The organism is Sphingobium terrigena, from assembly GCF_003591655.1.
GTDB classification, from domain to species: domain Bacteria; phylum Pseudomonadota; class Alphaproteobacteria; order Sphingomonadales; family Sphingomonadaceae; genus Sphingobium; species Sphingobium terrigena.
This window is the reverse complement of sequence record NZ_QVRA01000006.1, coordinates 218,868-237,610: the sequence shown is the minus strand read 5'-3', so window position 1 is coordinate 237,610 and position 18,743 is coordinate 218,868. Positions and strand designations below refer to the sequence as shown.

The following is an 18,743-nucleotide window of genomic DNA, read 5'->3' as shown; positions in this document are numbered from 1 at the left end:
GCCTGCCTCTCTATCAGGCGGCTATGGCCCGCTTCCCGCGAAAGAAAACAGACCGGATCAAGGGCATCGACCGACGCACGCTGCTGGTTGGCGGCGGCGCTGCGGCAGGCCTGCTGATAGCCTGGGGCGCATGGCCCCGCCGCTACGCGCCCAACCTCAACGCCGCGCCCGGCGAAACCATCGTCAACGCCTTCCTCAAGATTGACCGCTCCGGCCAGATCATCGTCATCGTGCCGCAGACCGAGAGCGGGCAGGGGGTCACCACCATATTGCCCCAGATCGTCGCCGACGAACTGGGTGCAGACTGGCGCACCGTCGCGGTGCAGAGCGCGCCGATCAGCCCGCTCTACGCCAACACATTGCTGGCTCGCGATTGGCTGGCGAGCGACTGGACCCGGCTGCTGGGCGATGCAGGCGACTGGGCGCTCGGCCAATATGCTACCCGCAATGCGCTGATGCTGACTGGTGGTGGCACGTCGGTCCCCATGTTCCATGACGCCTGCCGTGACGCCGGGGCAGCGGCCCGCATATTGCTGTGCAAGGCGGCGGCGGCGAACTGGGACATCCCTTGGGAAAGCTGCGACATCCAGAATGGCCTCATCACCGACGGTGGCGACCGGAGGATGAAGATCGGCGATGTGGTAGCGGACGCGGTAGGATTCGACCTGCCCGCCATCTTGCCGTTGCGGCAGGGGCAGGACGGGCGCCTGTCGGGGCAGGATCTGCCCCGGCTCGACACGCCGTCCAAGATTGACGGCAGCCATAATTTCGCCGCCGATATCCGCCTGCCCGACATGGTCTATGCCTCGATCCGGCAGGGACCGATTGGCGACGCGACCCTCGCCGGACTGGACGAGCGGTCCGCCAGCAGCGTCACCGGTTTCCTCAAGCTGATCCGGCAGGACCGCTGGCTCGCCGCCGTCGCGACCAACTGGTGGGCGGCGAACAAGGCGCTCGACCTTGCCGACCCGATCTTCACCCTGCGCGGCACCCCCGTCAGCAGCGCGACCATAGACGATACGCTGGAGGCAGCTTTCTCCAGTTCATCGGGCCGCCGCCTCTATGCCCAGGGCGATCTGTTGCCGGTGTTCGAGGGCGCGACCATCCTGGCCAGCGAATATCAGGTCGATGCCGGGCTGCACCTCGCCCTCGAACCGCTCTGCGCCACCGCCCGCGTGACTGATGAGGGCGCGGAAGTCTGGATGGCGACGCAGGCACCCGGCTTTGCCATCGCCGCCATTGCCGATGCGCTGGACCTGCCGGAAAGCGCCGTCACCCTCTATCCGCTCCACGCCGGTGGCTCCTTTGGCCGCAAAATGGATTGGGACGTCGGTGTGCAGGCGGCATTGATCGCCCGCGGCATGGGCCGCCCGGTGCAACTGCTCTGGTCGCGGCTGGAGGACGTCATTCAGGACCGCCCGTCCGCGCCAGCCCATGCCCGCATGGCGGCAAAACTCGGCCGCAACGGCGCGATCGAAGGCTGGCTGGCCAAGGTCGCCGCCCCCTGCGCCATGACGCAGACATGGGCACGCATCGCCGACGGCGCGCTTCCCCATGAAGCGGCGGCCGCCTCAGCGGACAAGGCGACCCGGCTGGCGATAGCGGGCATGGTGCCCCCCTATGCGATTCCCAACTGGGCAGTGGATCATTATCCTTGCGATGTCGGCCTCCCGCTCGGCTTCACCCGCGGCAACGCCCATCTCCACGGCACTTTCTTCACTGAAAGCTTCGTCGACGAACTTGCCCATCTGGCGGAGATCGAGGCCATGTCCTTCCGCATCCAGATGCTCGGCGGCAATCCGCGCCTCGCCCATTGCCTGTCGACTGCTGCCGCCATGGGCGGCTGGCAGGGCGGGATAGCGGGCAGCGGGCAGGGGATCGCCACCCATATGATGAACGGCGCCTATGCTGCCGTGATGGTCGAAGCCGCCATGCGCGGCAACCGTCTGAGCGTCGGCCGGATCATCGCTGCCGTCGATGTCGGCGATCAGGTCAATCCCGACATCGCCCGGCAACAGATAGAGGGCGGCCTGATCTATGGCCTCGCCTATGCCATGGGCGCATCCGTCCCCTATGAGCGCGGCCTGCCGACCCGCGCCATATTGGGCCGTATGAACCTGCCGCGTCTGGCCGATATTGGCGAAGTGACAGTGGAACTGATCCGCAGCACCGCGCCGCCCGCTGGCGTGACCGATCTTGCCGCGCCGCTGGTCGCGCCTGCCATCGCCAACGCCCTGTACACATGGACAGGTCAGCGTTTGCGCAGCCTGCCGCTACTGGGAAGCTCATGACCCTGCCACCAGACCATCCCGCCATCCCCGCGCCCAAAGTCGGCGTGCTCCTCATCAACCTTGGCACGCCCGATGCGCCCGACGCCAAATCGGTGCGGCGCTATCTCGCCGAATTTCTGTCCGACCGCCGCGTGGTGGAAATCCCGCCCTTGCTGTGGCAGCCGATCCTGCGCGGCGTCATCCTGACCACCCGACCCAAAAAATCCGCCCATGCCTATCAACAGGTGTGGACCGATCAGGGATCGCCGCTCGCCTTCCACACACGCGATACCGCCCATGCGATGCAGGCGGCGATGGGCGATGGCGTGGTGATCGACTGGGCGATGCGCTACGGCAATCCCTCGATCGCCTCGCGCCTTGCCGTGATGAAAGCGGCAGGCTGCGACCGCATCCTCCTCGCGCCGCTCTATCCGCAATATAGCGGCGCGACCACCGCCACCGCCAATGACGCCGCCTTCGCCGCGCTCAGGGCGATGCGCTGGCAACCGGCCATCCGCACCCTGCCGCCCTATCATGACGATCCGGCCTATATCGCGGCGCTCAAAGTCTCGATCGAGGGCAGCATCGCCGCGCTGGACTTCACCCCTGACGCCCTGCTCGCCAGTTTCCACGGTATGCCCGAACGCACCCTGCATCTGGGCGATCCCTATCATTGCCAGTCGGTCAAGACGGTGCGCTTGCTGCGCGATGCGCTCTCGCTACCGGTGCATATGAGCTTCCAGTCGCGTTTCGGCCGGGCCAAATGGCTGGAGCCGGAAACCGAGGCAACCCTCGCCAAACTGGTACAACAGGGCGTCCGAAACATTGCCGTAGCAACGCCCGGATTCTCGGCCGATTGCCTTGAGACACTAGAGGAAATCGCCCTGCGCGCGAAAGAGGTTTTTTTGTCCGAAGGGGGTGAAAATTTTGCCTATTTGCCCTGTCTAAACGCCTCTGCGGCGGCTATCACTCTGTACCAGAGGCTGTTGGACCGTCAGCTTGCGGGCTGGATCAACCAGCCCGGTTAGTCAGGGAAGGATGCGCATATGTCGAGAGTAGCGATCGTGACGGGCGGGACACGCGGCATCGGCGAGGCGATCAGCCTGGCGTTGCGCGACATGGGTTATACCGTGGCGGCCAATTATGGCGGCAATGATGCCAAGGCGCAGGCCTTTACCGAAGCCACCGGCATCGCAGCCTTCAAATGGGATGTGGGCGATCATCAGGCCTGTCTGGATGGCTGCGCGGCGGTCGCCGACGCTCTTGGTCCGGTCGATATCGTCGTCAACAATGCGGGCATCACCCGCGACGGCGTGCTGGCCAAGATGAGCTTTGACGACTGGAACGAAGTCATGCGCATCAATCTGGGCGGTTGCTTCAACATGGCCAAGGCGACCTTTGGCGGGATGCGCGAGCGTGGCTGGGGCCGGATCGTCAATATCGGTTCGATCAACGGCCAGGCGGGGCAATATGGCCAGGTCAATTATGCCGCCGCCAAATCCGGCATCCATGGCTTTACCAAGGCACTGGCGCAGGAAGGCGCCAAGGTCGGCGTCACCGTCAATGCCATCGCACCCGGCTATATCGACACCGACATGGTGGCCGCCGTACCGCCCGCGGTGCTGGAAAAGATCGTCGCCAAGATTCCTGTCGGCCGTCTGGGCCAGGCGCATGAAATCGCGCGCGGCGTCGCCTTTTTCTGTAGCGAGGATGGCGGCTTCGTGACCGGCAGCACGCTGTCGATCAACGGCGGCCAGCATATGTATTGATGATGAAGGGCGACGCCATGGACGGGCCGGAAGGCGGCCCCCTGGCGTCGCCCTTCGCCCCGCCGGTCAAGCGCAGCGTGACCATTGCGGGCCATCAGACCGCGATCAGCCTGGAACCGATTTTCTGGGACGCGCTGCGCGACCACGCCCAGCGTGACGGCCTGCCGATCAACGCCCTCATCGCCCGCATCGACCTTGCCCGCATGGGCGCTCCCGATCCGCCCAATCTGGCCAGCGCGATCCGCTGCTGGCTTTTTTGCGCAGGCAGGTTGCGACAAAGATAATAATTATTCGCAATAGCGTTGACTCTGAGAAGGGTTCGCAATAGCAGCTTCCCCAACATCAAAGGGGATTTGCTGCATATGTCCAACTCACTGTCGCGTTCGTCTTTCCTCGCTCTCGGCTGCGTCGGCGCCATGGCCTTTGCGACCGGGGCCCATGCCCAGCAGGAAGCCCCTGCACCCAAGCTGGGCGGCATGACCGTCACCGACACCGCGATCGACGAGCCGACCGTCAAGGTCGAGAAGGCGGAATCGCCCAAATATGTCCGCGACCTGCTGAACACGCCCCAGACGATCACGGTCATCGGCAACCAGACTATCAGCAAGCAGAATCTGCTCACCCTGCGCGATGTGCTGTCCACCATTCCGGGCATCACCTTCGGCGCGGGCGAAGGTGGCGGCGGCTATGGCGACAGCATCAACCTGCGCGGCCAGAGCGCCAATACCGACATCAGCATCGACGGCGTCCGCGACAGCGCGCAATATAGCCGCACCGATCCTTTCAATGTCGAACAGATCGAAGTCACCAACGGCTCCAACTCCGTGTTCGGCGGCTCCGGTTCGATCGGCGGCAATATCAACATCGTGACCAAGCGGCCCAAGGGCTATGACGAAACATTGGTCCAGGCAGGCGTCGGCACGTCCGACTATTATCGCGCGACCATCGACAGCAATGTCCGCGTCTCCGACTTCATCGCCGTGCGCCTCAACGCCATGTATCATGAAAATGACGTGCCGGCCCGCGACGTCGATCGCTACGAGCGCTGGGGCGTCGCCCCGTCGGTCAAGTTCGGCGTGGATGGCCCGACCTCGCTGACATTGCTTTACACGCATCAGGAGGACAAGAATACGCCGCTCTATGGCGTGCCTTATTATAAGAACGCGCTCTATGACGGCCCGCTGCCCGGTGCGATCTACAGCGGCTATTATGGCTATAAAAATCTGGATCGTCAGGATCAGACGATCGATCAGGCCACCGCCATTTTCGATCATCGTTTCAGCGACCTGCTGGCTGTTCGCAACCTGTCGCGCTGGCAGCGGGTCGAACAGAAGCTGATCGTCAATCCGCCGCAGGGCGCCTTCTGCCTTGCCAATGGCCAGACCCCCACGGGGCTCGCTTGCGCGGCCGGGCAGGTCCCCGGCACCTATTATCCCAGCGGACCGCGCGGTGGCTTCCGCAATTCGGTCAACGACACGCTCTATAACCAGCTCGACCTGACCTTCACGATTCCCGGTGGCCACTCGCTGGTCCTCGGCACGTCGATGTTGCAGGAAGATTATGCGCTGGATAATGGCAATGTCCTGCGCAATGCGGGCGGCGCGCTGCCCAACCCTGTGCTGGACCCGATCAGCATCAGCAACCCCAACGGCATCTATACCGGCCCGGTCAACGCGATCCGTTCCGGCCATCAGGATGGCGACCTGTTCAACATCGCGGCTTATGCCTTCGCCGCGGTCAAGATCGTCGATCAGCTGGAAATCAATGGCGGCGTCCGCTACGAACATAATCGCGCCCGCTTCCGCACCGATACGATCGCAACCCCGGCAACGGGCGGTGCCTACACGACCGGGGTGTCGCAGAACGCAACCGACAATCTCTTCTCCTACCGTATCGGTCTGGTCTACAAGCCAGCAGAGAATGCCAGCCTTTATGTGGCCTATGGCAACAGCAAGAACCCGACCGCCACGACCGTCCGTGCAGGCTGCGGCCTGGCAACCGCAGCAAATATGTTCAACGACCCGTGCGAGGCGAAGCCCGAACAGGCCGTCAATTACGAGATTGGCGGCAAAATCGACCTGTTCGATGCGAAGTTGCAACTGACGGCTGCCCTGTTCCGTAACGAGCGCACCAATTACCGCGTCGCCACCAACGACATTCTCGTCGGGACGCTGCCGGTCAATGACGGGCGCAACCGGGTGGATGGCATTACGCTGGGCGCATCGGGAAATATCACGGATAGCTGGACTGTGTTTGCCAACTATACCTATCTGGATACTAAGGTGATCCAGAGCATTTCCAACGTCCAGAAGGCGGCGGGCGTGGTGGATACTCAGGCGGGCAACCCGATGACGAACAATCCGAAACATTCGGGCAGCCTGTTCACCACCTACAAGCTCCCCTTCGGTCTGGAGCTGGGTTACGGCCTGACCTATCAGGGCAGCTGGTATCTCGCCAACGTCACCGGCGCACCGATGTACAAGGCGGACGATTATCTGGTCCACCGCGCCATGCTGTCCTACCCGATCACGGAAAAGTTCAGCGCCCAGTTGAACGTCCAGAACTTCACCAACGAAAAATATTATACCAGCGTCCGCAACAATGGCTGGGCCAATCCCGGCGAGGGGCGCTCCTGGGTGCTGACCCTGGGCTACAAGCTGTAACCTGCAAATCCCTTTCCCCCGGCATTTGTCCCTTGCCGGGGGTAGCGGACGGGCGGCGATACACTCCATCCTCCTCGGATCGCCGCCCGTCCCACCCTTAAGTAAATAACGCAATTGATTCGCATTATGGTTCGCGTTATCGAGGCGGTGATCGGGTCAAGGGAAGGAAGGCGCTGCCATGCTCCATGCTGCAAGTCGGCCAGCCGACGATTTCCTGCCCGACCTGACGCATGATCATGTTCGCCCGTCCGTCATCGACATTGCCAGATCGCAGCCGCAACAGCCCGCACCCGGCCGCTACGGCGCACGATCACGTCCCAACATCCCCGTCATCGCAGCCATCCTGATCCTGCATATCCTGCTGATCGGCGCGCTGATCCAGATGCGCAGCCATGCCCAGCGCGTGCAGGAGGCCAAGTTGACGGTGGTTAACCTCTCGCCACCCCCGCCACCGCCATCGGCAGAAACCCCGCCACCGCCGCCCTCGACCCCCGAAATCGTCGCCCCGCCGCCGATCGTCCAGACGCCGGTGCCGCCGGTCCAGACCGTGCAGACGACGCCCGATCCGGTGCCGGTGCCAACGCCGCAGCGCGCTGTCGCGGCAACGCCCACCCCGTCACCCGCCGCTGTGTCGCCAGCCCCGCCCAGCCTGATCCAGGGCGGCGACCTTAGCGCCCAGATGATTGCGGGCAAACCGCCGCGCTACCCCATCGAAAGCCGCCGCAAGCGGGAGCAGGGGACAGTCGTGCTGACGCTGACACTGGGCGTCGATGGCGCGGTCGACAGCATCACCGTGTCCCAGAGCAGCGGCTTTGCCCGGCTGGACGAGGCAGCGCGCGACGCGGTGCGTAAGTGGCGCTGGTCGCCCGTCATCCGCAATGGTCAGCCGATGCGGGTCAAGGGCGTGGTCGAAATCCCCTTCGTCCTGCGCAGCGACGCGGCCTGAAACGCGGCGCCAATCATGCTCATTGCCATTCCCGACCTGATCGACGCTGCCGGTGTCGCCGCGATCCGCGCCCTGATCGACGGCGCGGAATGGGTCGACGGAAATGTCACCTCCGGCCCGCAATCCGCGCTCGCCAAACGCAACCTGCAATTGCCGGAGGAGGCACAAGCCGCCAAACAGGCCGGGCAGATGGTGCTGGACGCGCTGGGCCGATCGCCCCTGTTCATCGCCGCCGCGCTTCCGCTCAAAATATTCCCGCCCTTGTTCAACAGCTATGCGGGCGGGCAGGCATTCGGCGTCCATGTCGATAATGCGGTGCGGATTCAGGCGGGGACGGGCTTTCGCGTCCGGTCCGACCTGTCGATCACCGTCTTTCTGGAACAGCCGGACGCCTATGATGGCGGCGAACTGACGATCGAAACCAATTTTGGGGTGCAAAGCGTCAAGCTGCCCGCGGGCCATGCGGTCCTCTACCCGTCATCCTCCCTCCACCGGGTCGAACCGGTCACGCGCGGGCGGCGGGTGGCTAGCTTCTTCTGGCTCCAGTCGATGGTCCGCGACGATGCCGCCCGGCAGATACTGTTCGACCTGGATCGCAGCGTGCAGGAACTGGGAGGTACGCTGGGGCAGCAGCATGGCGAAGTCATCCGCCTGACCGGCATCTACCACAACCTGCTCCGCCGCTGGGCCGAAAGCTGACGCCTAATTGCCGTCGGCATCAACCGTGAACACCATCGGCTTGCCGCGCGATGCCGGTTCCCATCCGGCCAGCAAGGCGGCGCGGATGCCTCTCGCGATAATGGCATCGTTGATCTGGAGGCGGCCCCGCTGCAAGCCTTTGAGCAGACGCTTGGGCGGCGGAAATTCCAGCACCGCGCCGCGCTGGCAATCCTGCTGCGACAGGGCGACAGTCATGCCCTTCCAGCCTTCGGCATCACTCCATTGCGGCTCGCGCCGGAGTTCCCATTCATATATGTCCCCATCGACGGAGACGGTCCCGGCCAGATTCTGCATCAGGCTCGCATAGCAGCCTTGCGCCCGCACACCACCCCTTCATTCCAGCATCGCGGCCAGCACGGGGGTCATATATTCCTGCGCGCCATCCCCCGTGCGCAGCACCAGCCGGGCGGGTAGGGCGTGGCGGGTAGCTAGCGTCATGCCTTGGTCCGCCCCCAGCACAGTGATCGTGGTCGCCCATGCGTCGGCCTGCATCGCGCTGTCATGCAACACGGTGACCGACGCGACCCCCGCCGCGATCGGCGTGCCACGCGCCGGGTCTATGCTGTGCGACAGCCTGGCCTCGCCCTCCATGCGGAAGCGGCGATAGTCGCCAGATGTCGCGACCGACAGGCCACATAATGCGATCCGCAGCATGGGAATGGCAAGGCCGGGGGGCGGCTCGACATCGACCCACCATGGCTGCATGTCGGGCTTCACCCCTTCGCCACGTAATTCGCCGCCGATTTCGATCAGGAAGTTGGCAACGCCCAGTGTGCGTAGCTCCGCCGCAACGGCATCGACCGCAAACCCCTTGGCAATGCCCGAAAAATCAAGCGCGACATCGGCGAGACGGCAGGCCTTGTCACCCTCCAGCGCAATCGTCTGCCATGGTGAACGGTCAAGCAGCTGGGCAGGGCGGGGCAGGGTGGCGGGACCAAAACCCCATTGATCGACCAGATGGCCAATCGCCGGATCAAATGCGCCGTCCGACAGTCGCGCCATCTCCAGCCCCGCCCGCAACACCGTCAGCATGTCCGGCGGCAGGGTCATCCATTCCCCTACCGGTGCGCGGTTGAAGCGGCTGATGGCGGACTGCGCCTCCCAATTGCTCATCTGGTCGATGATGCGGGCCAGCACATCCTCGATCGCGGCGAGGCAATGGGCGGGTGGATCGACCAGATGCGCGGACCAACTGGTCCCCATGGTCGGCCCGCCCAGCGTCACAACGCGACCCGCCCGCGCCCGCCCGGCAAACTGGTCGGGCGACAGGTCGGGCGGGATCGCGATGCGGATGGCGGCGGTCAGGGTGCCAGCACTTCCAATGTGCTGACATAGGCCGCGCGCCGCTGCGGCGGACCAGCCGGGCGGGCAGGGCGTGGTCCGGGCGCTGCGCCCGGCGCTGCACCGGGACCACCAGCACCACCGCCTCCGCCGCCCTCACGACCGCCGCCGACACTGGCGTTCAGCCAGTACATGCCCGGCTGCGGCCAGGTGATCGCGACCTTGCCATCCTGATCGGCAACCAGATCCATCTGGCCCAGCGCATCGCGATAACGGATGCCGCCGGGAATGACGGTGACCTTCAGGCCCGCCGCAGGCTTGCCGTCCAGCAGGAACTGGAAGGTCGCGGCTTCGCCCGATACCAGATCATTGGGGTGGGTCACCGGGACCAGCTCGATGCCCGATCCGGTCGGCTTGAATATGCCGGTGCTGGGCGCGCCCAGCGTCACGAAAATCTCGTTGCGGTTGGACGCTTCAGCCACCTGCACATCGGTCGCGCCTGCGGGGATGACACTGGCCAGTCTGTCCTTGGTCGTGCCGCGCGGCAACCGCTCCTGCTTGCCGTTCAGCATATAGCTGCCCATCACATTCGTTGATGCGCTGCCGATACGGTAGGTGCCGGGCTGGGTCAGATGCACGTCGAAGGTGGAGCGATATTTGCCGGTCGCGGCATTTTCGATCTTGCCTGTGCTGCCGTCCGGCTGGGTCACGACGATGCCGTCAGTCCGCATCGGCACATGCTCGAAATAGAAAAGGTCGTTGGACACCGCCGCATCGACCGTGATCCAGCTTTCGGTGCCGGACAGGGTGGTGGAGGAAGGCATCATCCACTGGCGGTGCGCCTGCGCGGTGGCGGGCAGCATCAGGGCGGCCAAGGCGCCCGCGATCATCAGTCTGGCTTTCATCATCCTATCCCCTTATTTGCCGAAATTCAGGGCGACGGCGCCCAATTCTGCGCTGCCCTGCGCCTTGACGCTCGCGCCGGGCTTTGGCGGCCAGGCGAAGGGCAGGCGGACGACTTCGCGACCACCGACTTCGCGCGCGGCTTCCACGATCAGCGTGTAATTACCGGGGCTGAGCGTACCGAGCGGTCCCTTGCCCGCCACGAAGGCAATCTTGTTGTCACCCGGTGCGCGGGTCGCACCCGTCACGCCATCGGCCGGAAAGCTCATCGTCCGCCCTGACGCGCGCCACCATTGCCGCACGTCGCGCAGCCATTTGGTGCCTTCGCCCTTCTTCATGTCATAATCATACCAGACCGACAGGGTGCGCGGGGTCGCCCCCTCCTTCTCGACCCAGATCGCCACATAGGGGCGGTGATATTCGGCGACCGACAGGCGCGGGATGCCGACTGACAGGTTGAGCGTCTGCGCGACGGCGGGTGCCGCCATCGTCCCCAGCGCGGCGGTGCCGGTCAGCAGCAGGCGATAGCTGATCTGCATGGAAAATTCCCCTTAATGGATGAAGATGATGGCCAGCACCGCTGGCAGGGCCAGGCCGATGGCGACCAGTGGCCAGGTGCTGGGGCGCTTCTTGGCGTGCAACTGGAGCAGGAGCAGCCCGGTCAGCGCGAACAGGAAACAGGCGACCGAGAAGATGTCGATAAACCACTTCCACACCGTGCCGGTATTGCGGCCCTTGTGCAGATCGTTGAGGTAGCTGACCCAGCCCCGGCTGGTCGCCTCGCTGGTCACCGCGCCGTCATTCCGGTCGATCGAGACCCAGCCATCGCCGCCGGGGCGGGGCAGGGCCAGATAGATTTCGTCAGCAGTCCATTCCGCCTCTCCCGTCCCGCGCTGGCCGACCGCCTTTTCAACCCAGGCCGCGACCGGCGCAGGCAGCGGCTTTTTGGCGTCGGGCGCATCGTCAGGCGTAACCAGCCTGCGCAGGTCGGCGGGCAGGGTCGCGCTCTTCTCGATCGTCTGGGGCGATCCTTCGACATCGGCGGCATGGTTGAGCGTAATGCCGGTGAAGGCGAACAGCAGCAGGCCGATCAGGCTGACGGCCGAGCTGATCCAGTGCCAGCTATGCAGCTGCTTGAGCCAGAAGGATTTGGCGCTCTTTTTCTTCTGCTGCTGAATGCGGGCGGTTCCGTGCATCGGAAGGGGGACTGGTCCTGCGAGAATGGGTGTCGATCGCATACCGCGAACGATTCGCAATTGCAAACGAGTCGCAGGAAGAAATTTGTATCAAAATGTATGGGTCGGCAAAGGACCGGTCAGTCGTCGCTGTTCGGCTCCGCCAGCGCGATGTCCATGTCCGCCAATGCCAGCCGCAGCAGCTCCGCCATGGTCGCCCGCGCCGCTGCCGTGTCACGCGCGGCGATCGCCTGAAATACGGCGCGATGATCGGGCAGGGGATCGCGTGGCAACAGCTTCTTGCGATGCTTGAAGGTGGTCGTCCAGCTGACCGCCGCGCCGACCGAACTGGCCAGCGCCTCCAGCGCGTCGTTGCGGGTCGCGGCCAGGATCATATTGTGGAAACGCTGATCGGCGGCGCGGCCTTCGGGGGTGGAAAGCCCATAGCGGCCCATTTCGGCGAGCGCCGCCTCCATCACCGCCAGTTGCTCATCGGTGCGGCGGCGCGCGGCAAACTCCGCTGCGGCAGGCTCTATGACGCCGCGCAGCTCGAACAGGTCGCGGATGAAATTGGCGTCCGGCTCACCCGCAAACATCCAGGCGAGCATTTCGGGGTCCAACACGTTCCAGCGATTGCGCGGCAGGACGCGGGTGCCAGCCTTGGGGCGACTTTCCAGCATCCCCTTGGCGATCAGGATACGCACCGCCTCACGATAGGCGGTGCGCGATACGCCCAGGCGGTCGGACGCCTCAATCTCGCCTTCGAACAATTCGCCGGGCTGGTGACGGCCGGTCAGGATAGCGGTGCCCAGATCGCGCGCGATCGTCTGGTGGATGCGCAGCCCGCTCTCTTCCGATCCGACCTTGCGCCCGCTAGCCACTATTCCCGCTCCCGTTTCAGTCCTCGAATATAGCCGTAGGGCAATGCCGCCCGCAAAGGAAGGCATCCGCTACCAGCCGGAGCGGCGCAGTATCGGCGTCGATCGCGCGGGCCGCGACCAGATCGACGAAACGGCGATACATGGCCGGATATTCTTCGTCCGGCGCTTTCAGTTGCACTTCGCCGTCCAGCCGCAATGTGTTGCCGCCTTCGGACAGGAGCAGCGCGCCATTGTCGGTATCGACGGCAATATCCCATGTCTGCGGCCCGGTCTGCCGCCAGTCGAACACGGTATCGATCGGTGCGCCCGACGCGGTCGCCATCGCCAGCGTCGCGCCGATCGGGGCGTCCTTGTTGGACGGCACTTCCAGATTGGCCGATAGCAGGGTGACGGGTTCCGGCACGATTTCGGTCAGGATCGACAGCGCATTGATACCCGGATCGAACACGCCGAAGCCGCCCGCTTCCCATATCCACGGCTGGCCGGGATGCCAGTGGCGGACATCCTCGCGCCACTGGATCGAGATGCGCTCGATCCTGCGCTGCGCGATCCACCCCTTGGCCTGCGCCACGGCGGCGGCATAGCGGCTGTGCCAGCTGGCATAGAGGGTGACATTCTGCGCCTTGGCCAGCGCGATCAGCGCCTCCACTTCGGACACGGTCGCGCCCGGCGGTTTTTCCAGAAACACATGCTTGCCCGCCAGCAGCGCCTGCCGCGCCGCATGATAGCGGGCCTGGGGCGGCTGGCACAGGATGACGGCGTCCAGGTCCGGCTCACCCGCCAGCATCGCGCCGAGGTCGGGGTAATTATTCACCCCTTCCCCCTGCGCGTTGCGGCTGGCGATAGCGACCAGATCAATGCCGTCCGTCCTGGCCATCGCGGGCAGATGCTGGTCGCGCGCGATTTTACCCAGCCCTACCAGACCTGCCCTGATGCTCATGCCGCGACGACCAGCTTGCCGTCGATCCGGCGATTGAGGCCGAGCGGATTGGATGCCTGCAACGCGGCAGGCAGCAGCGCGTCGGGCACGTCCTGATAGCAGACGGGCCGCAGGAAGCGCATCATCGCCAGCGTGCCGACCGAGGTGGAGCGGCCATCAGCGGTCGAGGGGAAGGGACCGCCATGGACCATGGCATGGGTCACTTCGACGCCGGTGGGCCAGCCATTGGTCAGGATACGGCCAACCTTGCGCGACAGCACAGGCAGCAGCTTGGCGGCGTCTGCACTATCGGCATCGGTCAATTGCAGCGTCGCGGTCAGCTGGCCTTCGAGGCCCGCGATGGTGGCGATCACTTCCTCGATGCTGCTGCACCGGATGAGGACGGACGATGATCCGAACACTTCCTCCGCCAGCAGCGGATTGGCACCGAAGGTCGCCGAATCGGTCGCAAAGAAAGCGGCCTTGCCCCGGTTGCAGCCTTCCGCCTCTATACCGCGCGCGATGGTGGTGACGCCATCTGCGCCCTCCAGCGCCGCGACGCCCTTTTCATAGGCTTCGTGGATGCCCGGCGTCAGCATGACCTGCGGCGCTGCGCCGGACAAGGCTTCCGCTGCTGCGGCCACGAACGTGTCGAGGTCCGGTCCGTCGAGCGCGATGACCAGACCGGGGTTGGTGCAGAACTGGCCCGACCCCATGGTCAGCGACCCGACGAATGCTGCGCCCATGGCAGCGGCGCGGTCGGCCAGCGCGCCGGGCAACAGGACGACGGGGTTGATCGATGACATTTCAGCATAGACCGGGATCGGTTCGGCCCGGTCGGCGGCGATCTTCATCAGTGCGACGCCACCGCCGCGCGATCCGGTAAAGCCCACCGCCTTGACGCGCGGATCGGCGACCAGCGCGCCGCCCAGTGCGCGGTTGGCGCCGGGCAGGTAGGAAAACACGCCTTCATGCAGGCCGCACGCCTTGACCGCCGCCTGAATGGCGCGGGCGACCAGTTCGCCCGTGCCGGGGTGGGCGCTATGGCCCTTGACGATGACGGGCGATCCGGCGGCAAAGGCCGACGCGGTGTCACCGCCCGCGACCGAGAAGGCGAGCGGGAAGTTGGACGCGCCAAACACGGCGACCGGGCCGACCGAATGGTTGACGCGGCGCAGGTCCGCGCGCGGTAGCGGCGCACGGTCGGGCAGGGCCGGGTCGATCGTGGCATCAAGCCAGTCACCGAGCCGGACATAGCTGGCGAACAGACGCAACTGGCCGACGGTGCGGCCACGCTCGCCCTCCAGCCGGGCACGCGGCAGGCCGGATTCGGCCATCGCGGTTTCGATCAGCAGGTCGCCAATGGCGATGATATTGTCGGCAACCGTTTCCAGGAAGGTGGCGCGGGCGTCAGGCGTCAGCGTCGAAAAACTGTCGAACGCCGCATCGGCCAGGGCTGCGGCTTCCGTGACCTCGGCTGGCATGGCGCTGGAAAAGGCGACTTTGCCCTTTTCGCCGGTCGCCGGATGAATGGCGTAAAAAGGATCGCCGCCCTGGCGCTCGCTTGCGCCGATGAGAATGGCTCCGTTGAATAGGACTTCGCTGGACATGGGACGTCTCCTGAAAATGACCGGACTGCTGGCTAGCCGATCGGGCGCGGACGCGCTGATCGTTTTCCGGCACAAGTGATGCAAAAAATGGATGGATCAGGGACCAGTCCGTCCCTGCTCCTTAATGATTGTCGCGTGGCAGACCCATGGTCTGGGCAATACGCTGATATTTCTCCGCCCCTTCCAGGATCGCGCCCGTGTCCATCTGACCCACGACCGAGCGCTGGATTTCCTGCCAGGGGGTTTGCGAGGCGGGATATTGATACCCGCCAGCTGCCACCAGCGCGGCACGCCGTGCTTCCAGTTCCTCCTCGGAAATCAGCACGTTCACGGTGCCGGTATTGAGGTCCATCCGCACCCGGTCCCCGGTTTCCAGCAGCGCGAGGCCACCCATAGCCGCCGCTTCGGGCGAGGCGTTCAGGATCGAGGGGCTGCCCGATGTGCCGGACTGGCGCCCATCGCCGATGCAGGGCAGGGCGGACACGCCCTCGGTAATCAGATAAGCGGGCGGGCGCATGTTGACGACTTCGGCGGCACCGGGATAGCCGATCGGCCCCGCGCCGCGCATGAACAGAAGGGTCTGGTCGGTGATGCCGACCGACGGATCGTCGATGCGGTGGTGATAATCTTCCGGCCCGTCGAACACGACCGCCGGGCCTTCAAAGGCGTTGGGATCGTCGGGGTTGGACAGATAACGGTCGCGAAATTCGGCGCTGATGACGCTGGTTTTCATGACCGCCGCGTTGAACAGATTGCCCGACAGCACCAGGAAGCCCGCATCCTCGACCAGCGGCTGGTCAAACGGACGGATGACCTTCTCATCCTCAATTTCCACGCCCCGGCAATTGTCGCCCATGGTCCTGCCATTGACGGTCATCGCGCCTTCGTGGATCAGCCCCTGCGCGATCAGCTGCGCCACCACGGCGGGGACGCCACCGGCGCGATAATAATCCTCGCCCAGATATTCGCCCGCAGGCTGAAGGTTGACGAGCAGCGGGATCTTGTGACCCACCGTCTCCCAATCCTTGAGCGGCAGATCGACGCCGATATGGCGGGCGATCGCGGCCAGATGGATGGGCGCATTGGTCGATCCGCCAATCGCCGAATTGACCATGATCGCATTGTGGAAAGCGTCCTTGGTCAGAATGTCGGAGGGTTTCAAATCCTCATGCACCATCTCGACGATGCGCTTGCCGGTCAGATAGGCGACCTCCTGCCGATCGCGATAGGGGGCGGGGATCGCTGCCGATCCGGGCAGCATCATGCCCAGCGCTTCGGCCAGGCTGTTCATGGTCGATGCCGTACCCATCGTGTTGCAATAACCGGTGGAGGGAGCCGACGACGCCACCAGCTTGATGAAGCCTTCATCGTCAATCTTGCCCGCGGCCAGCAACTGGCGCGCCTTCCACACGATGGTGCCGGACCCGGTCCGCTCGCCCTTGTGCCAGCCATTGAGCATCGGGCCGACCGACAAAGCGATGGCCGGGATGTTGACGGTCGCCGCCGCCATCAGCAGCGCAGGCGTGGTCTTGTCGCAACCGGTGGTTAGGATCACGCCGTCAAGCGGATAGCCATAGATCGCCTCCACCAGCCCCAGATAGGCCAGGTTGCGGTCAAGCCCGGCAGTCGGGCGCTTGCCGGTTTCCTGAATCGGGTGGACCGGAAATTCCAGCGCGATGCCGCCCATTTCGCGGATGCCATCACGCATCCGCTCCGCCAGCACCATATGATGGCGGTTGCAGGGCGAAAGGTCGCTGCCGGTTTGGGCGATGCCGATGATCGGCTTGCCGCTGCGCAGTTCGTCCAGGCTGAGGCCGAAATTCAGATAGCGTTCCAGATAGAGCGCGGTCATATCGATATTGTCTGGGTTGTCGAACCAGGCGCGACTGCGCAGCTTGGGGGCGGGCTTGGACGAATCGCTCATTGGGGCATCCTGACGCTGGAAAATCTGTGGCACGTTGACGCGCTTGGCCTCCTGATATACTCAGACAAATAGAAATTCAAGAAGCTGTATCGAGGATGTGTGAAGCGTATCGAGATTTTTGTGGAAGCCGATCGGCGATGAGCGGCTACACGGTCATCGGCGACTGGGGGACCAGCAATTTGCGCCTGTTCCGGGTCGAGGAGGGGCGGATCGTCGCACGCCGCGACGGACCGGGCATCGGCGCTGTCGGACGGGCAGCCGAAGCCGCTTTTGCCGATACGGTAGCGCCCTGGCTGGCCGACGGGACACCGCTGTCCATCACCCTGTGCGGCATGGTCGGCGCGCGCGACGGCTGGGTCGAGGCACCCTATGCCGATTGCCCGGCGGACGCAGCAAGCTGGCGCGCAGCCGCCATAGGCTTCGACTGGCGCGGCGCGCCGATCGCGATCATGGCGGGACTGGCCTGCACCGGCGCGGATGGCATCCCAGACGTGATGCGCGGCGAGGAAACGCAGATTTTCGGTGCCTGCGCGCGCGATCCGGCGCTGGCGCAGGGTCGCCGCCTGATCGTCCTGCCCGGCACCCACAGCAAATGGGCGCTGGTTCAGGATGGCCGCGTGCTGGCGTTCCGCACCGTGCCGACCGGCGAGCTGTTTGCCCTGCTGCGGGACCGATCGACGCTGGGGCCAAAGGATGCGGTGGGCGATGCGGCACAGGAAGCGGCTGGCTTTGCCGAAGGGCTGGCGCGGGCGGGCGAGGGCGCTGTGCTGGCACAGTTGTTCGCGGCACGGGCGATGCGGCTGCGCGCCGGGCGATCGGCCGACTGGGCGCTGGGCTATCTGTCCGGGCTGCTGATCGGCAGCGAGATTGCTGAGGCCCGTGCGCTGTTGCAGGCGGACGATGGCGTGACGCTGATCGGCGACGCGCGGCTGGCGGATCGCTATGCCCGCGCACTGGCGGCACAAGGGCTTGAGTCGCAGCGTCTGGAGGGCGACGCCTGCGCGCTGGCAGGGCTGGGCTATGGTGGAGAGATGACACTATGACGATGGACGAATTGCTGGCCGATGGCGCGCCGCCGATCGCCGCCATCCTGCGCGGCATCCGCCCGGACGAGGCGCTGGACGTCGCCGCCGCGCTGGTCGAGGCGGGCATCCGTATCCTCGAAGTCCCGTTCAACTCGCCCGACCCGCTGGCCAGCATCGGCGCGATGCAACAGGCCTTTGGCGACCGCGCGATCATCGGCGGCGGCACGGTGCTGAGCGTCGAGGCAGTCGAGCAACTGCATGGCGCGGGCGGACGGATCATGGTGACGCCCAACACCAACCCCGCCGTCATCGCCCGCGGCGCGGAACTGGGCCTTGATCTGCTGCCCGGCTTTATGACCCCCAGCGAAGCCTTTGCCGCCATCGCCGCCGGCGCACGCCGGATCAAACTCTTCCCTGCCGCCCGGCTTGGCCCGGCCTATGTGAAGGCGGTCAAGGATGTGCTGCCCAGGCATGTCGGCGTCTGGGCCGTGGGCGGCACTGGTGCTGACACGATCGGTGAATGGCTGGCGGGTGGCTGCGAAGGCATTGGCGTGGGCGGCGCGCTCTACCGCCCCGGTGACGACGCGGCGCTGGTCGGCGCGCGGGGGCGCGAACTGGTCGCGGCCTGGAAGGCGACGCTTTAAGGGCTTGGACGAT

The 18,743-nt window shown here is 65.1% G+C and carries 18 protein-coding genes; 9 read left to right on the top strand and 9 right to left on the bottom strand.

Going from position 1 to position 18,743, the window contains the following annotated elements; genetic code table 11:
- The first annotated feature begins 23 nt into the window (after positions 1-23).
- From D0Z70_RS09385 to D0Z70_RS09355, 7 genes are all read left to right on the top strand, one after another.
- Positions 24-2,291: a molybdopterin cofactor-binding domain-containing protein gene (locus D0Z70_RS09385; protein WP_119745645.1), complete on the top strand. Its 2,268-nt coding sequence runs from the start codon at positions 24-26 to the stop codon at positions 2,289-2,291.
- Positions 2,288-3,298 carry a ferrochelatase gene (gene hemH, locus D0Z70_RS09380; protein ID WP_119745643.1) on the top strand — a complete coding sequence of 337 codons (1,011 nt, stop codon included), beginning with the start codon at positions 2,288-2,290 and terminating at the stop codon, positions 3,296-3,298. The genes D0Z70_RS09385 and hemH overlap by 4 nt, the downstream gene beginning before the upstream one ends.
- 18 nt (positions 3,299-3,316) lie before the next feature.
- Positions 3,317-4,039, top strand: coding sequence for an acetoacetyl-CoA reductase (gene phbB, locus D0Z70_RS09375; protein WP_119745641.1), 723 nt, complete (start codon positions 3,317-3,319; stop codon positions 4,037-4,039).
- The gene (locus tag D0Z70_RS09370) at positions 4,039-4,323 is read left to right on the top strand and encodes a ribbon-helix-helix domain-containing protein (RefSeq protein WP_182913908.1); all 285 of its coding nucleotides are present in this window, start codon (positions 4,039-4,041) and stop codon (positions 4,321-4,323) included. Before phbB ends, D0Z70_RS09370 begins: the two co-directional genes overlap by 1 nt.
- A gap of 78 nt (positions 4,324-4,401) precedes the next feature.
- On the top strand, positions 4,402-6,702 hold the full coding sequence (locus D0Z70_RS09365; RefSeq protein ID WP_119745637.1) for a TonB-dependent receptor: 2,301 nt from the start codon (positions 4,402-4,404) through the stop codon (positions 6,700-6,702).
- A 178-nt stretch (positions 6,703-6,880) separates the two neighbouring features.
- Positions 6,881-7,648 carry an energy transducer TonB gene (locus tag D0Z70_RS09360; protein WP_119745635.1) on the top strand — a complete coding sequence of 256 codons (768 nt, stop codon included), beginning with the start codon at positions 6,881-6,883 and terminating at the stop codon, positions 7,646-7,648.
- A gap of 15 nt (positions 7,649-7,663) precedes the next feature.
- Complete coding sequence (locus D0Z70_RS09355; protein ID WP_119745633.1) at positions 7,664-8,347, top strand: Fe2+-dependent dioxygenase; 684 nt, start codon at positions 7,664-7,666, stop codon at positions 8,345-8,347.
- A gap of 3 nt (positions 8,348-8,350) precedes the next feature.
- On the opposite strand, the gene D0Z70_RS09350 is transcribed toward D0Z70_RS09355, so the two are convergent.
- The 9 genes from D0Z70_RS09350 to D0Z70_RS09310 form a co-directional block, all read right to left on the bottom strand.
- Positions 8,351-8,662 carry a hypothetical protein gene (locus D0Z70_RS09350; protein WP_119745735.1) on the bottom strand — a complete coding sequence of 104 codons (312 nt, stop codon included), beginning with the start codon at positions 8,660-8,662 and terminating at the stop codon, positions 8,351-8,353.
- A 39-nt stretch (positions 8,663-8,701) separates the two neighbouring features.
- Positions 8,702-9,571 (bottom strand): FAD:protein FMN transferase, encoded by an 870-nt coding sequence (locus D0Z70_RS09345; RefSeq protein WP_119745733.1) that lies wholly within the window; start codon positions 9,569-9,571, stop codon positions 8,702-8,704.
- 98 nt (positions 9,572-9,669) lie between these two features.
- Positions 9,670-10,554 carry a DUF4198 domain-containing protein gene (locus tag D0Z70_RS09340; RefSeq protein WP_119745731.1) on the bottom strand — a complete coding sequence of 295 codons (885 nt, stop codon included), beginning with the start codon at positions 10,552-10,554 and terminating at the stop codon, positions 9,670-9,672.
- Between the two features lie 12 nt (positions 10,555-10,566).
- Entirely contained in the window at positions 10,567-11,091 is a 525-nt protein-coding gene (locus D0Z70_RS09335) for a DUF2271 domain-containing protein (RefSeq protein WP_119745631.1), read from the bottom strand.
- Positions 11,092-11,103: 12 nt separating this feature from the next.
- Positions 11,104-11,748 carry a PepSY-associated TM helix domain-containing protein gene (locus tag D0Z70_RS09330; protein WP_119745629.1) on the bottom strand — a complete coding sequence of 215 codons (645 nt, stop codon included), beginning with the start codon at positions 11,746-11,748 and terminating at the stop codon, positions 11,104-11,106.
- A gap of 119 nt (positions 11,749-11,867) precedes the next feature.
- Positions 11,868-12,608 carry a FadR/GntR family transcriptional regulator gene (locus D0Z70_RS09325; RefSeq protein WP_119745627.1) on the bottom strand — a complete coding sequence of 247 codons (741 nt, stop codon included), beginning with the start codon at positions 12,606-12,608 and terminating at the stop codon, positions 11,868-11,870.
- A gap of 16 nt (positions 12,609-12,624) precedes the next feature.
- On the bottom strand, positions 12,625-13,548 hold the full coding sequence (locus D0Z70_RS09320; RefSeq protein ID WP_119745625.1) for a Gfo/Idh/MocA family protein: 924 nt from the start codon (positions 13,546-13,548) through the stop codon (positions 12,625-12,627).
- Complete coding sequence (locus D0Z70_RS09315) at positions 13,545-15,137, bottom strand: aldehyde dehydrogenase (NADP(+)) (RefSeq protein ID WP_119745623.1); 1,593 nt, start codon at positions 15,135-15,137, stop codon at positions 13,545-13,547. Before D0Z70_RS09315 ends, D0Z70_RS09320 begins: the two co-directional genes overlap by 4 nt.
- Positions 15,138-15,258: 121 nt before the next feature.
- Complete coding sequence (locus D0Z70_RS09310; protein ID WP_119745621.1) at positions 15,259-17,061, bottom strand: IlvD/Edd family dehydratase; 1,803 nt, start codon at positions 17,059-17,061, stop codon at positions 15,259-15,261.
- Between the two features lie 137 nt (positions 17,062-17,198).
- Between D0Z70_RS09310 and D0Z70_RS09305 the strand changes: the two genes are divergently transcribed.
- Together D0Z70_RS09305 and D0Z70_RS09300 are read left to right on the top strand one after the other, a co-directional pair.
- Positions 17,199-18,104, top strand: a complete 906-nt coding sequence (locus tag D0Z70_RS09305) for a 2-dehydro-3-deoxygalactonokinase (protein ID WP_119745619.1) — start codon at positions 17,199-17,201, stop codon at positions 18,102-18,104.
- Complete coding sequence (locus D0Z70_RS09300; protein WP_119745617.1) at positions 18,101-18,730, top strand: 2-dehydro-3-deoxy-6-phosphogalactonate aldolase; 630 nt, start codon at positions 18,101-18,103, stop codon at positions 18,728-18,730. The genes D0Z70_RS09305 and D0Z70_RS09300 overlap by 4 nt, the downstream gene beginning before the upstream one ends.
- The last annotated feature ends 13 nt before the right edge of the window (positions 18,731-18,743 follow it).